Source organism: Methylopila sp. 73B (assembly GCF_000526315.1).
Taxonomy (GTDB): domain Bacteria; phylum Pseudomonadota; class Alphaproteobacteria; order Rhizobiales; family Methylopilaceae; genus Methylopila.
Window position 1 is genome coordinate 3,102,501 of record NZ_JAFV01000001.1, and the last position, 14,676, is coordinate 3,117,176.

Sequence of the window (14,676 nt, forward strand, 5' to 3'; positions counted from 1 at the left end):
CACCACGACCCGGCACGGCGACCGCGAGGTCGTGAAGATGCGCCAGTTTGTGAAGGTCTCCTCCAGCCTCGCCCAGCAGCCGACGGAGTTCGCGTCCAGGGTTCCGACCTTCGACCCGCTCAAGGTGCTGGCCGAAGCGCCCCAGGACCGGGCGACCCAGCCGACCGATTCCGAGGGCGATCTGTCCTTCACGGTGAAGGACCTCGCGTCGACCTCGATCGCGGTCGACGAAGGGCCGACCATCCCGCCGATCGAGGTGCGGGCCCGCGTGCGCGAGGCCGCCGCGCTGGAGCTCGCCTCACGTTTCGCGCCCACGCTCGAGCTGACGCCCGGCGCCCAGAGCCGGCTGGCCTACGCCCCCGAGGCGGTGTCCTCGATCGCGAGCCCGTTCGATCCCCGCCCCATCGCCGCCAACGTGACCCTGGTCGCGAAATCCGCGCCGACGCTCGACGTCGACGTCGCGACCGGCCCCGGCGAGCGGGCGGTCCCGATCGCGGTCGACGGCTCGCTGGAAACCGCGCTGGTGCGCGACGGCGGCGCCGCGCTCGACGACGCCCGCGCCATCGCGCAGCGATTCGCGGGCCGCGACGGCTACGGCGTCGCCTCGGTGAAGGCGGGGCAGAAGCTCAAGGTGCTGATGGGCCGGTCCGCCGCCCCCGGCCTCAACCGGCTCCAGCCCGTGCGGGTCAGCCTGTTCGACGGGAGCGGCGAGCATCTGGGCTCGGTCGCGCTGTCGGACCAGGGCGACTACGTCGCGGTCGCCGACGCCTCCGACCTCGCCGACGAGCCTACCGCGGAAGAGATCGCGGACGAGGTCGAACGGCCCGGCACCCCCGGCCGGATGCGGCTCTACAACGGCCTCTACGAAGCGGCGCTCAAGAATGAGGTGCCGAAGGAGATCGTGGACGAGATGGTCCGCATCGTCTCCTACGACGTGGACTTCAACCGGCCGGTCGGCCCGAGCGATTCGTTCGAGGTGTTCTACGACGCCGACGAGGAGCAGGCGGGCGCGCCGGAGGTCACCTACATGGCGCTCAGCCTCGCGGGCGAGCAGCGCCGGTTCTATCGTTTCGAGACCGAGGACGACGGCCTCGCCGACTATTACGACGAGGGCGGCAAGTCCGCCCGCAAGTTCCTGATGCGCAAGCCGATGAACGGCGGCGTCATGCGCTCCGGCTTCGGCTTCCGGCGCCACCCCGTGCTCGGCTACTCCAAGATGCACACGGGCGTGGACTGGTCCGCCCCGGTCGGCACGCCGATCGTGGCCTCCGGCAACGGCACGGTGGAGAAGGCGGGCTGGACCAACGGCTACGGCCGTCAGGTCAAGCTGGTGCACACCAACGGCTACGAGACCACCTACAATCACATGTCCGGCATCGCCCGCGGGGTGAACCCCGGGACCGCGGTGCGGCAGGGCCAGGTGATCGGCTACGTCGGCTCTTCCGGCCTCTCGACCGGCGCCCACCTGCATTACGAGGTTCTGGTCAACGGCCGCTTCGTCAATCCGATGAAGGTGAAGCTGCCGCGCGGCCGCGAGCTCGACGGCCGGCTGCTCGCCGCCTTCGAGCGCGAACGCGAACGCGTCGACGGCATGCTGGGCCGCAACTCCGCGGCCGCCGGCAAGCCCAGCGGCGACGTCGAGGGCGGCTGAGGCCGCGCGCACGCCCGTGAACCGGGCGCGTCCCGGCCTACTTTGGGAGACACGAAGGGCGACGGCCGGGTTGGTCTCCCGGCCGCCGCCGTTTGCGTGATCAGGCCGCCGCGGCGACCACGCGGGGGCCGACGATGAGGCCGGAGCCGCTCGCCGACACCGCGATCCGTTCGCCGTCGCGCACCTCGCCGGCGAGGATGAGCTCGGCCAGCGGGTCCTGCAGGTACTTCTGGATCACCCGCTTCAGCGGCCGCGCCCCGTAGGCCGGGTCGTAGCCCTTGTTCGCGAGCCAGTCGCGCGCCGCCTGGTCGAGGTCGAGCGTGATCTTGCGGCCGTCCAGCAGCTTGCGCAGCCGGACCAGCTGGATGTCGACGATCGCGCCCATCTGCTCGCGCTTCAGCCGATGGAACAGCACGATGTCGTCCACCCGGTTGAGGAACTCGGGCCGGAAGTGCGCGCGCACCACCGCCATGACCTCGTCCCGGACCGCTTCTGTGTCCTCGCCCTCGGGCTGGCTGACCAGATACTCAGACCCGAGGTTCGAGGTCATGATCAGCAGCGTGTTGCGGAAGTCGACCGTGCGTCCCTGACCGTCAGTGAGGCGCCCGTCGTCCAGCACCTGCAGCAGGATGTTGAACACGTCCGGATGCGCCTTCTCGACCTCGTCGAACAGCACGACCTGATAGGGCCGTCGCCGCACCGCCTCGGTCAGCGCCCCGCCCTCCTCGTAGCCGACGTAGCCCGGAGGCGCGCCGATCAGACGGCTGACGGCGTGCTTCTCCATGTATTCCGACATGTCGATGCGCACCATCGCGTTGTCGTCGTCGAACAGGAACGACGCCAGCGCCTTGGTCAGCTCGGTCTTGCCGACGCCCGTGGGCCCCAAGAACATGAACGAGCCGATTGGCCGGTTCGGGTCCTGCAGGCCGGCGCGGGCGCGCCGCACGGCGGTCGAGACCGCCTGCACCGCCTCGGCCTGGCCGACGACGCGCTTGGCGAGTTCGTCCTCCATCCGCAGCAGCTTGGCGCGTTCGCCCTCGAGCATCTTGTCGACCGGCACGCCGGTCCAGCGCGAGACGATCTGCGCGATCGAATCGGGCGTCACCACCTCCTTCACGAGGTCGCCGGCGACCGCGCCCGCCTCCTCCGTCTCCTTCAGCTCGCGCTCGAGCTTCGGGATGACGCCGTAGGCGAGCTCCCCGGCGCGGGCGAGATCGCCCTGCCGCTGCGCCTGCTCCAGCTCCGTCCGCGCCTTGTCCAGGTTCTCCTTGAGCGTCTGGGCGCGGCCGAGCTTGTCCTTCTCGTTCCGCCAGCGCGTGGTCAGCGCGTCGGCCTCCTCCTGAAGGCCGGCGAGCTCGGCCTCAAGCCTCACGAGCCGGTCCCGGGAGGCCTCGTCGGTCTCCTTCTTCAGCGCCTCGCGCTCGATCTTCAGCTGGATGATGCGGCGGTCGAGCTCGTCGAGCGCCTCGGGCTTGGAATCGACCTGCATGCGCAACCGCGCGGACGCCTCGTCGACCAGGTCGATCGCCTTGTCGGGCAGGAAGCGGTCGGTGATGTAGCGATCCGAGAGCGTGGCCGCGGCGACGAGCGCCGAGTCCGCGATGCGCACGCCGTGGTGCAGCTCGTACTTCTCCTTGATGCCGCGCAGGATCGAGATCGTGTCTTCTACCGTCGGCTGAGAGACGAACACGGGCTGGAACCGGCGGGCGAGCGCGGCGTCCTTCTCGACGTGCTTGCGGTACTCGTCGAGCGTGGTCGCGCCGACGCAGTGCAGCTCGCCGCGGGCGAGCGCGGGCTTCAGCAGGTTCGACGCGTCCATCGCGCCGTCCGCCTTGCCGGCGCCGACGAGCGTGTGCATCTCGTCGATGAACAGGACGATGCCGCCCGCCGCCGACTGCACTTCGGACAGCACGGCCTTCAGTCGCTCCTCGAACTCGCCGCGGTACTTCGCGCCGGCGATGAGCGACCCGAGGTCGAGCGCCAGCAGCTTCTTGTCCTTGAGCGATTCCGGCACGTCGCCGTTGACGATGCGGAGCGCGAGGCCCTCGACGATCGCGGTCTTGCCGACGCCGGGCTCGCCGATCAGCACGGGGTTGTTCTTGGTCCGCCGCGAGAGAACCTGGATGGTGCGGCGGATCTCCTCGTCGCGGCCGATGACCGGGTCGAGCTTGCCGTCGCGCGCCGCCTGGGTGAGATCGCGGGCGTACTTCTTGAGCGCGTCGTAGGCGTTCTCCGCCGTCGCCGAATCCGCGGTGCGACCCTTTCGCAGCTCCTCGATCGCCTTGTTGAGCGCCTGCGGCGTCACGCCCGCGGCGGCGAGCGCCTTGCCGGCCTCGGTGTCCTTCTCGACGGCGAAGGCCGTGAGCAGCCGTTCGGCCGTGACGAACTGGTCCCCAGCCTTCTTCGCCATCTCCTCGGCGCTGGTGAAGATCCGCGCGGTCGCGGGCGCGAGATAGAGGTTGCCGGCTCCGGCGCCCCCGACCTTGGGCACCTTGCGCAGGGCCGCCTCGAGCGATGCGCGCGCGTCCGCCGAGCGGCCGCCGGCGCGATCGATTAGGCCGGAGGCAAGGCCTTCCGGATCGTCGAGCAGCACCTTCAGCACATGCTCCGGAAGAAGCTGCTGGTGGCCAGCGCCGGTCGCGGCGGCCTGCGCGGCCTGCAGGAATCCGCGCACCCGTTCGGTGTAGATTTCTGGATTCATCAATCCCTCCTCTGGTGAGCGCGCCGGATCGCTCCGCTGCCTGTCGCCAAGCCTCCGCGGCGGGAAACCCGTTCGGTGTCCGCCGACGCCTCAATCGTCTCCGCCGGTCCGGCGGACGGAACGCCCCGCTTGAGCGGCTGCGTCCAAGACCGATATGGGTGTTGCCATTTGGCAACAAAAGGGGATGGTAGCGGTCTTGGCGCGCTTTTCCTTGATCAGCATCAGGATCGTCTCGAATGCCTCCAACCATCGGCCGGATCGCGGCGCTGCGGCGCTACCCCGTGAAGGGCCTGTCGCCCGACGACCTCGAGGCGATCGACGTGCTTCCCGGCCAGCCGATCGCGGGCGACCGGAGCTTCGCCATCGAGAACGGCCCGTCCGGCTTCGATCCGGCGGCGCCGGCCTTCATTCCAAAACAGCGCTTCCTCTGTCTCATGAAGAACGCGCGGCTTGCGGGACTTGCGACCGCGTTCGATCTCGCCACCTCGACCCTCACCGTGCGGCGCGGCGAGGACACGGCGCTGACGGCCGACCTGTCGTCCGAGGATGGCCGCGCCGCGACGGCCGCCTGGTTCACCGAGTTCATGGACGGCGAGCTGAACGGTCCGCTCGCGGTGCTTCCCGCGCCGGGCGGCCACACGTTCTCCGACACGGCGAAGGGCTTTCTCTCGCTGATCAACCACGCGAGCGTGACGGCCGTCGGCGCGATGGTGGGTGCGGCGGTCGATCCGCTCCGCTTCCGGGGCAACCTGGAGATCAAGGGTTTCGACGCGTGGGAGGAGCTCGACTGGGCCGGACGCGAGCTGGTCTCCGGAGAGGTGCGCATGACGGTGGTCAAACGCACGGCGCGTTGCGCCGCGACCAACGTGAACCCGGCGACCGCCGAACGCGACCTCAAGATACCGGTCACACTGATGAAGAGCTTCGGCCACGCCGACTGCGGCGTCTACGTGGAGGTGACGACGCCGGGCCGGCTGGAGGTGGGCGCGCCGATCGCGCTCGCTGCGGCTTAAGACCGGCGCGGCCCGCTTACGCCGGAGCGGGCGTCGGCGCGCCGGGTCCGCTCGCGGCGCCCCCGCGGACGTGCCCCGACTCGGGCTCGAGCGGCATCAGCCGCATGGTGGCGAGGAAGACCGCGAGCGCGACCAGCGCCACAGCGCCGTGGCCGAGGAAGGCGACGCCGTAGCCGGTGAAGCCTGTCTCGATTCCGAGCGCGGACAACCACGCCCGGCCGTCTTGCACGAGATAGCCCGCGGCTGTGGTGCTGAGGCTCGCGCCGATCCCCTGCACCGTCATCACCGCGCCGAGACCGACGTTGAACCGGCCGGTGCCGCGCAACATGCGGGCGACGAGCGCGGGCGTCACCACGCTGAGGATGCCGGCGCCCACTCCGTCGAGCATCTGCACGGGGATCGCGATCCAGGCGTCGGTCACAGAGGCGGCCACGATCCCGCGGATCGGCAGCGCGACGAGGGCTGCGAGCAGCAGTGGCGCGTAGCCGTAGCGCTCCGCGATCCGCGCGGCGAACAGCGCCATCGGCACCATCACCGCCTGGGCGACGATGATGGCGACGCTGGTCCAGAACACGGCGTTGCCGAGGCCGAGCGCTTCGATGCGCTGACCGACCAACGGCAGCATCGGCGCGTTGCCGAAATGGAAGAGCATCAGGATGAGGCCGAAGATCAGGAGCGCCGGCGTCTTGAGCAGGACCGAGAATCCCGACGCGCCGTCATGTTTCGCGCTCTTGTCGAGGCCTCGGGCGACGTCGTGGTCGATCGCGCTCTCCTTGATCGCGAGCGTCGCCGCGATCGACCCGACCGCCATCGTGATCATCACGAAGAACACCGCCTGGATGCCGACGAGGTAGGAGAAGCCCGCGCAGGCCACCGCCGCGACGACGTTGCCGCCGTGGTTGGCCGCTTCGTTGCGGCCGATCTGGTGAGAGAATTCCTTCGGTCCGACGATCCCCAGCGTCATCGCGGCGATCGCGGGCGGGATCACGGCGCCCACGACCCCGGTGAGGACCTGGCTGATCGAGACGACGGGAAAGCTCGGGAAATATAGGATCGCGAGGCAAGCGGCGGTCACCGCGAGCGCGGCGATCAGCGTGACCATGCGCTTACGCCGGGTGGCGTCGACGAAGGCGCCCATGGGCGTCGTCGCGATCATGCCGGCGAGGCCGCCGATGGTCAGGACGTAGCCGATGTCGATCGCCGACCAGCCCTGACCCTGCAGGAAGATCGCGAGATAGGGACCGAGCCCGTCCCGGACGTCGGCCAGGAGGAAGTTGAGCGTGGTGAGCGCGGCGATCGTGTTCATGGCGACGTTTTCCGGAGCAGGAAGCGCCCCGTTGATCCTCGATCAACGCCGCGTGGTGGCCGAGATGGCGCGCACGGCATGGTCGCCAAGATCGACCTTTGCACCTGCGACAAAAAGGGCCGGAGCGTCGCCGCTCCGGCCCTTTTCAAACGTGGGTCTCGAACCGTCAGTCGGTGGCGACGTCCGACGGCGGGGGAGCGTCGCCGGCCATCGCCGGCGCGCCGTCCTCGCCGGCCGCGCCGCGGCCGTAACGCCCGTAGCGACGGCGGCGGCCGCGGGCCGGCGCCCGGCCCTCGCCCTGCTCGTCGGTCGAGATCGCCTCGTCGACGGGCGCCGCGGCGAGCGGAGCCTCCGCGACCCCGGCCGCCTTCGGCGCTTCGGGCTCGCCCACGAAGGCGGGAGGCGTGGGAGCGGGAGCCGCCGCGACCGGGGCCGGAGCGGGCGCCGGGGCCGGCTGCGGCGCGCCGCCGGTGATGAAGGCCGGAAGCGCGTTGGCCGCCGGCTCGTCGTCCGCCGCTTCGGGACGCAGGGCGCGCGGCTGCTGGTCCTTGCGGTCACGCCGGTCGTTGCGGTCGAACCGACGCGGCTGGTCGCCGAAGCCGCCCTGTCCGGCGACGTTCTGGCCCCCGGCGTTCGGACCAGAGGCGTTCGGACCGCCGCTCTGAGCGTTCTGGCCGCCGCCGGCGTTGGAGTTGGCGTAAGGATTCTGGCCGCCGCCATAGTTCTGGCCGCCGCCCTGGGGCCGGCCGTTCTGATGGCGCTGTCCGCCGCCCTGGCGCTCCGCGCCATAGGACGGCTGGCTGTTGTTTTGGCCGTTCGGCTGAGCGTAACCGTTCGGGTCGCCGCCCTCGAGGCTGTCGTCGTCCTCGTCCGGGTCGGCGAAGTCGTCGGCGTCGGCGCGCACGAAGGTCTGGTGGGGCTGATACTGCGCCTGCGCCGCCGCCAGCAGCCGGTAATAGTGCTCGGCGTGCTGCATGTAGTTCTCGGCGGCGACCGGATCGCCCGAGGACGTCGCGTCGCGCGACAGCTGAACGTACTTGTCCGCGATGGTGCCCGCGGTGCCGCGGATTTTTACGTCGGGACCGTTCGACTCGTAGCTGCGGGTCAGCGGGTTCGGGCCCTTGCCGCCTCCGCCGCCGCCACCGCCGCCTCCACCACCGCCGCCGCCGCGGTTGCGCCCGCGGAGGCGCTTCGCTTGTCCTTGCCTCATGGCGTTCAAATCAGCACTCGTTCTGGATTGAGGGCCCGTCAAGGCCGGGGACCGAGACCGGATCCGGGCGCGCGCTGATACTCCCGCCGAGGCGGGGCGTCCAACCCGGCCGCCCTGCGCCGCCTGCCGAAGCTGGCGCGCAAAGCAACCCGGCGTCCGCTGCAAAGCCGAAGCCCTGCGCGGCGATCAGGCGCGATCGAAGCGGTGCGTCGATCTTTCGAGTCCGGTCGCCGGTAGATCCGTGCGGACGCGGTTTCGAAATTATCCGTCCGTCGCTCTCATGCCCCGTTCTCGCGAACTAGGCGGGCGTCAGACGATTCCGATAGGTAAGATAGCGGCTCGACCTTCGCTTTCCAAGGGGTTTTTACCGCTTACGTCGCCGCCCCAAGGACCAGCGCCCTCGGGACGCCGCCGAGATCGATCCGCGCGGCGCCGTCGACCCGCAGGCCGGCTTGGCTGGCGAGGCGCGCCACGTCGGTTTCCTGGCCGGCGCCGAGCTCAAGCACGGCGGCTCCGCCCGTGTTGAGGCGCGCGGGCAGGTCCGCGACGATGGCGCGGTAGGCGTCGAGGCCGTCGGCGCCGCCGTCGAGCGCGCGGGCGGGATCGTGCTCCCGCACCTCGCGGTCGAGCCCGGCCATGTCGGCGCTTGCGATGTAGGGCGGATTCGAGACGACGAGATCGAAGCGGCTCCCGAGCGCCGTCGCCCAGTCGCCGACGACGACGCGCGCGCGCGCCCCCAGGCCGAGGCGTTCGGCGTTGGCGCGCGCGGCGCGGGCGGCGCCGAACGAGCGGTCGACGCCCAGCCCGGTGGCGCGCGGAAGTTCGGACAGCAGCGCCAGCAGGATGCAGCCCGAGCCGACCCCGAGGTCGAGAACCGCGATCGGCCGATCGCGCCCGCCGACGGCGTCGAGCGCCGCCTGCACAATCGTCTCGGTGTCGCCGCGGGGGGCGAGGGTCTCGGGCGCGAGCGTGAAGTCGAGCCCCCAGAACTCGCGGCGGCCGAGGATGCGGTCGACGGGCTCGCCGCCGAGACGCCTCCGAATCAGGCCTTCCAGCCGCGCGAGGGCGTGGACGTCCGCCGCATCGCTGGCTCTGGCGATCAGTCGCGCGGCGTCGAGGCCGAAAGCCTCGCGGGCGAGCGCCCGGGCGTCGGCCTCGGGCGTGTCGATCCCGGCCGCGGCGAACCGCGACGCGGCGGCGCGCGCGGCCTCGCCCAGCGTCACGCCGCCGCGTCCTCCGAGGCCAGAAGCCGGGCGCGCTGCTCGGCCGACAGGGCGTCGATCAGCTCGCCGAGGGCGGTTCCCTCCATCACGGCGTCGAGCTTGTAGAGCGTGAGGTTGATGCGGTGGTCGGTGACGCGGCCCTGCGGAAAATTGTAGGTGCGGATGCGCTCGGACCGGTCGCCGGAGCCGACCTGGACCCGGCGGGCGTCGGCGCGCGCGCCGTCCACCCGCTCGCGCTCGATGTCGTAGAGCTTGGCGCGCAGCAGCGCGATGGCGCGGGCGCGGTTGCGGTGCTGCGAGCGCTCGTCCTGCACGGCGACCGCGATGCCGGTGGGCAGATGCGTCACGCGCACCGCCGACTCGGTCTTGTTGACGTGCTGGCCGCCCGCGCCCTGCGCCCGGTAGACGTCGAACCGTAGCTCCGAGTCGTCGAGCGCGACGTCGACCTCCTCCGCCTCCGGCAGCACCGCGACGGTGGCGGCGGAGGTGTGGATGCGGCCGGAGCCTTCGGTCGCCGGCACGCGCTGCACGCGGTGGACGCCGGATTCGTACTTCATGCGCCCGAACACGCCCCTGCCGGCGATCTCGGCCACGATCTCCTTGTACCCGCCCATGGCGCCTTCGCTGGTCGACAGCACCTCGACCTTCCAGCCGCAGGCGTCGGCGTAGCGCTGGTACATGCGGAACAGGTCGCCGGCGAACAGCGCCGCCTCGTCGCCGCCGGTGCCGGCCCGCACCTCGAGGATGACGCCGCGCGCGTCCGCCTCGTCCTTCGGCAGCAGCTCGATCTGAAGCGCCTCGGCCGCGTCGTCCCGGCGACCACGGGCCTCGTCGAGTTCGGCGCGGGCGAGGTCGCGCATCTCGGCGTCCGTCCCGCCGTCCGCGACGAGATGTTCGAGGTCCTGGATCTCGTCTTCAGTCGCGCGCAGGGCGCGGATCGCCTCGACCACGGGTTCGAGCTCGGCGCGCTCGCGGCCGAGCCGCGCGAGTTCGGCGCCCTCGGTCGTCTGCCCGAGCGCATGGTCGACCGCCGCGAAGCGCTCGACGAGAGCCTCAAGCTTGTCTCTGGGGAGTTCGACGCTCACGGCTCGATCTGAAGCCCCCGGGACCGCGCGTAATCGCCGAGCTCCGCGCGCAGCGAATGCCCGCCGTCGAACCGCTCGAGGCGCGGGCGCACGAAGTTCGCGACGTCGCCGGCGTCGAGGTCCAGCAGCATGGCCTTCACCGGGCCGATCGCGGCCGGCGAGACCGACATCGAGCGGTAGCCGATGGCGACCAGCGCCATGGCCTCGAGCGGCCGGGCGGCGATCTCGCCGCACAGCGTCACCGGCTTGCCGGCGGCGCCCGCGACCGCCGTCACCCGCGCGAGCGCCCTCAGGAACGCGACGTCGAGCGGATCGAAGCGGGCGGAAACCTTGGCGTTGCCGCGGTCGACCGCGAACAGGAACTGCATCAGGTCGTTGGAGCCGACCGAGAGGAAATCGACACGGCGGACGATCTCCTCCAGCTGGAACAGCAGCGACGGCACCTCGACCATGACGCCGAGACGCACCTTCGCGGGCGCCTCGAAGCCGTGCGCCGCGAGGCGGACCTGCTCCCGCTCGACGATCGCCTTCGCCTCGTCGAACTCCGAGACGCAGGACACCATCGGGAACATGATCTTCAGATCGCGCCCGCCCGCCGCGCGCAGCAGCGCGCGGATCTGGGTGCGCAGCAGCGCCGGGCGGTCGAGGCCGAGCCGGATCGCGCGCCAGCCGAGCGCCGGGTTCTCCTCCGGCTCCAGGCGCATGTAGGGGAGGACCTTGTCGCCGCCGACGTCGAGCGTGCGGAAGGTGACCGGCTTTTCGCCGGCGGCGTCGAGAACTGCGCGGTAGAGCGCTTCCTGCGCGGCCGTCTTCGGCAGCGAGGGCGCGACCATGAACTGCAGCTCGGTGCGGAACAGGCCGATGCCCGCGGCGTTGGTCTCGGGGATGTGCGGCAGGTCGACCAGCAGGCCGGCGTTCAGCAACAGCGCCACCTCGACGCCGTCCCGCGTGCGGAACGGACGGTCGCGGAGCGCGCGGTACTGCTCCTGCTTGCGGGCGCGGAAGCGGACCTTGTCGGCGTAGGCGCGCTCGACGTCGGGCGTCGGGCGAACGTGCACCTCGCCGGAAAAGCCGTCGACAATGATCGGGTCGCCCGCCTCGGCGAGGCCGGTCGCGTTCTCGAGCTGGCCGATGGCCGCGATCCCGAGCGCCCGGGCGACGATCGCCACATGGCTCGAGCCGGAGCCCTCCTCGAGCACGAGGCCGCGCAGCCGCGTCCGGTCATACTCCAGCAGCGCCGCCGGGCCCATGGAACGGGCGACCACGATGGCGTTCTCCGGCAGCTCCTCCCGCGGCCGGGAGGCGTGGTCCGGCGACGCCAGCTCGCGCAGCAGGCGGTGCGCGAGGTCGTCGAGGTCGTGCAGCCGTTCGCGCAGATAGGGGTCGGTCTGCCGCTGCATGCGCGCGCGGGTGTCGGACTGGACCCGCTCGACGGCGGCCTCGGCGGTGAGGCCCGTCATCACCGCCTCGTGCAGGCGCTTCCCCCAGCCGCGGTCGTGGGCGAACATGCGGAAGGTCTCGAGCACGTCGCGGTGCTCGCCGGCGCGGGCGACGTCGCCGTCGTCCAGCAGCACGTCGATCGACGCGCGCAGCCGCACGAGGCCCTCGTCGAGGCGCTTCAGCTCCTTGTTCACGTCCTCGGCGATGAAGTTCTTCACGACGATCTTCGGCTCGTGCAGAACCACGTGGCCGAGACCGATGCCGTCGGACAGCGAGACGCCCGCCGAGTGCGCCGGCCTGCGGCCGACCGTCTCGGCCCCGCCGGGACCGGACAGCTCGCCGCTCGCCACCATCTCGGCGATGACCATCGCGGTGGTCTGGAGCGCCTCCACCTCCTCGTCGGAGTAGGTGCGATGGGCCTTGTTCTGGACGACGAGCACGCCGAGCGTGTTGCCCGAGCGCAGGATCGGGACGCCCATGAAGGAGTGGTAGATCTCCTCGCCCGTCTCCGGCTTGTAGGAGAACGAGGGATGCGCCTGGGCGTCGGACAGGTTGACCGACTCGGCCTCGTCCGCGACGAGGCCCACGAGGCCCTCGCCCTTGCGCATGGTGGTGCGGTGGACCGCATCCCGGTTCAGGCCTTCGGTGGCGAACAGCTCGAGATCGTTATCCGACCGTAGCACGTAGACCGAGCAGACCTCGGCCACCATGTTGGCGGCGATCAGCACCACGATCCGGTCAAGACGCTCCTGCGCCGTGACCGGGTCCGCCATGACCTCCCGCAGCCGGCGCAAAAGCACGCGCGGGCCGCCATACGCGCCTCGCATCTTCCGCTCTCCGGGTGGGGGGCTTTGCGCCCTTCAACGCCCCCGCGCAGCTTGAGTCGTGTGGTTGCTGGAGGCCCGACGGCGTCGGCGCGTCAGGCCTTGTCGAGCCCGTATACCGAATGGAGCGTTCGAACGGCAAGCTCGGCGTAGGCCGCGTCGATCAGCACAGAGATCTTGATCTCCGAGGTCGTTATCGCACGGATGTTGACGCCGCGCTTCGCGAGCGCCTCGAACGCCTGCGCGGCGACGCCCGCGTGGCTGCGCATGCCGATGCCGATGACCGACACCTTGCACACGTCGGCGTTGGTGTTGAGCTCGCTGAACCCGATCTCGGCCTTCTTGGACTCGAGGATCTGGAGCGTCCGCTCCTGGTCCCCGGTCGGCAGGGTGAAGGTGATGTCGGTGGTTCGGCCGTCCTCGGAGATGTTCTGGACGATCATGTCCACGTTGATCGCAGCCTCGGCGAGCGGTCCGAACACGCCCGCGGCGACGCCCGGCTTGTCCTCCACCCGGCGGAGCGTGATCTGGGCCTCGTCTTTGGAATAGGCGATGCCGGTGACGACCTGTTGTTCCACGATCTCGTCCTCGTCGCAGATAAGCGTTCCGGGGGGCAGGCCGTTCGGGCCGACCTGCGGCGCGTCCGGCGCGTCGAAGCTCGAGCGCACGAACACCCGGACCTTGTGCACCATGGCCATCTCGACCGAGCGCACCTGAAGAACCTTGGCCCCGAGCGAGGCCATTTCCAGCATCTCCTCGAAGGCGATGCGCTCCATGCGCTGCGCCTTCGGCACGATGCGGGGGTCGGTGGTGTAGACCCCGTCGACGTCGGTGTAGATGTCGCAGCGATCGGCGCCCACAGCGGCGGCCACCGCGACCGCGCTGGTGTCCGACCCGCCGCGGCCGAGAGTCGCGATCCGGTTGTCCGGCGCGATGCCCTGGAAGCCCGCGATCACCGGCACCTGACCGTCCGTCATGCGCGAGATCAGCGCCGAGCCGTCGATCGAGTCGATGCGGGCCGAGCCATGGGTCCCGTCGGTGCGCAGCGGGATCTGCCAGCCCTGGAACGAGCGCGCCGGAACGCCCATGTCCTGCAGCACGATCGCCAGCAGGCCCGAGGTCACCTGTTCGCCGGACGCAACGATCGCGTCGTACTCGCGGGCGTCGTGGATCGCCGAGGCTTCGCGGGTCCAGGCCACGAGCTGATTGGTCGCGCCGGCCATGGCCGAGACCACGACCGCCACCTCGTTGCCGGCGTCGACCTCGCGCTTCACGTGAGCGCCGACGTTGCGGATGCGATCGACGGTCGCGACGGACGTGCCGCCAAACTTCATCACTATGCGGGCCATCGAACTGATCAGTCTCGGAAAAACGGTCGGAGGCGGCGGGGGCTGGGTCCGCCGACGAAAAAGGCGCGTATAGATAGCCGCGACCCCGAGCCGACACAACGCCGGAGACGACGCCCGATGACGACGCCCCACGCCGCAAGCCTCGACCGCGACGAGGTGGCGCGCTTCGACGCGCTGGCCCAGCGCTGGTGGGACCTCGACGGGCCGATGAAGCCCTTGCACAAATTCAACCCCGCCCGCGTCGCCATCTTCCGGGACGCCATCTGCGCCCGCTTCCGCCGCGACGCCTCCGCCGTACGGCCGCTCGAGGGTTTGCGGCTGCTCGACGTCGGTTGCGGCGCGGGCGTGCTGGCGGAGCCGCTCGCGCGCCTCGGCGCCGAGGTGACCGGGGTCGATCCGGCGCCCGAGCTGATCCCCGTGGCCGCGGCCCACGCCGCCGAACAGGGCCTTGCGATCGCCTACCGGGCGGCCGCCGCCGAAGAACTTCTGGCCAACGGCGAGAGCTTCGACGTCGTGGTGGCCTCCGAGGTGATCGAGCACGTGAACGACGTGCCCGCCTTCGTCGCGGCGCTCGCGGACCTTGTTCGCCCCGGCGGCCTCGCGCTGTTCTCGACGCTGAACCGCACCCCCCTCGCCCACGCCCTGGCGATCGTCGCCGCCGAATACGTGCTGCGCTGGCTGCCGCGGGGCACGCATTCCTACGAGAAGTTCGTCACGCCCGACGAGCTCTCGGCGGCGGCCCGGGCGGCCGGACTGGAGCCCACGGACCTGCGCGGCATCAAGTTTAACCCGCTCAAGAACAGCTGGGGCGTGAGCGACGACACGCTGGTGAACTACACGCTCGCCGCCGGCAAAAGCTGAACCGGACGCGCCC

10 protein-coding genes (1 of these 10 cut by a window edge) are annotated in these 14,676 nt (G+C 70.9%); 3 read left to right on the forward strand and 7 right to left on the reverse strand.

The annotated features are described in order from the left end of the window. A protein-coding gene (locus K244_RS0114895) for a M23 family metallopeptidase (RefSeq protein ID WP_020187075.1) crosses the window boundary here: on the forward strand, nt 1-1,651 show its 3' portion. Its footprint begins 320 nt before the window's first position; 1,651 of the gene's 1,971 nt are visible here — the last part of the coding sequence; its start codon lies beyond the left edge, outside the window; it ends in the stop codon at nt 1,649-1,651. Nucleotides 1,652-1,751: 100 nt separating this feature from the next. Here K244_RS0114895 and clpB read toward each other — a convergent pair whose 3' ends face one another. After that, the gene (clpB, locus tag K244_RS0114900) at nt 1,752-4,352 is read right to left on the reverse strand and encodes an ATP-dependent chaperone ClpB (protein ID WP_020187076.1); all 2,601 of its coding nucleotides are present in this window, start codon (nt 4,350-4,352) and stop codon (nt 1,752-1,754) included. A 236-nt stretch (nt 4,353-4,588) separates the two neighbouring features. Between clpB and K244_RS0114905 the strand changes: the two genes are divergently transcribed. Then, entirely contained in the window at nt 4,589-5,365 is a 777-nt protein-coding gene (locus K244_RS0114905) for an MOSC N-terminal beta barrel domain-containing protein (protein ID WP_020187077.1), read from the forward strand. Nucleotides 5,366-5,381: 16 nt separating this feature from the next. On the opposite strand, the gene K244_RS0114910 is transcribed toward K244_RS0114905, so the two are convergent. The 6 genes from K244_RS0114910 to K244_RS0114935 all read right to left on the reverse strand — a co-directional run bounded on the left by K244_RS0114910 (nt 5,382) and on the right by K244_RS0114935 (nt 13,802). Beyond that, the gene (locus tag K244_RS0114910; RefSeq protein ID WP_020187078.1) at nt 5,382-6,671 is read right to left on the reverse strand and encodes an MFS transporter; all 1,290 of its coding nucleotides are present in this window, start codon (nt 6,669-6,671) and stop codon (nt 5,382-5,384) included. 166 nt (nt 6,672-6,837) lie between these two features. After that, a complete protein-coding gene (locus tag K244_RS24345) occupies nt 6,838-7,881 on the reverse strand; it encodes a DUF4167 domain-containing protein (protein WP_024816527.1) in 1,044 nt (347 codons plus the stop codon). A gap of 371 nt (nt 7,882-8,252) precedes the next feature. Further along, entirely contained in the window at nt 8,253-9,104 is an 852-nt protein-coding gene (gene prmC / locus K244_RS0114920) for a peptide chain release factor N(5)-glutamine methyltransferase (RefSeq protein WP_020187080.1), read from the reverse strand. Further along, on the reverse strand, nt 9,101-10,189 hold the full coding sequence (gene prfA / locus K244_RS0114925) for a peptide chain release factor 1 (protein WP_020187081.1): 1,089 nt from the start codon (nt 10,187-10,189) through the stop codon (nt 9,101-9,103). The genes prmC and prfA overlap by 4 nt, the downstream gene beginning before the upstream one ends. After that, nucleotides 10,186-12,456, reverse strand: a complete 2,271-nt coding sequence (gene ptsP / locus K244_RS0114930; RefSeq protein WP_020187082.1) for a phosphoenolpyruvate--protein phosphotransferase — start codon at nt 12,454-12,456, stop codon at nt 10,186-10,188. Before ptsP ends, prfA begins: the two co-directional genes overlap by 4 nt. A 92-nt stretch (nt 12,457-12,548) precedes the next feature. Then, complete coding sequence (locus tag K244_RS0114935) at nt 12,549-13,802, reverse strand: aspartate kinase (RefSeq protein ID WP_024816528.1); 1,254 nt, start codon at nt 13,800-13,802, stop codon at nt 12,549-12,551. Nucleotides 13,803-13,919: 117 nt separating this feature from the next. Here K244_RS0114935 and ubiG point away from each other — a divergent pair, with 117 nt between their 5' ends. Continuing rightward, on the forward strand, nt 13,920-14,663 hold the full coding sequence (gene ubiG / locus K244_RS0114940; protein WP_020187084.1) for a bifunctional 2-polyprenyl-6-hydroxyphenol methylase/3-demethylubiquinol 3-O-methyltransferase UbiG: 744 nt from the start codon (nt 13,920-13,922) through the stop codon (nt 14,661-14,663). Nucleotides 14,664-14,676 lie beyond the last annotated feature (13 nt).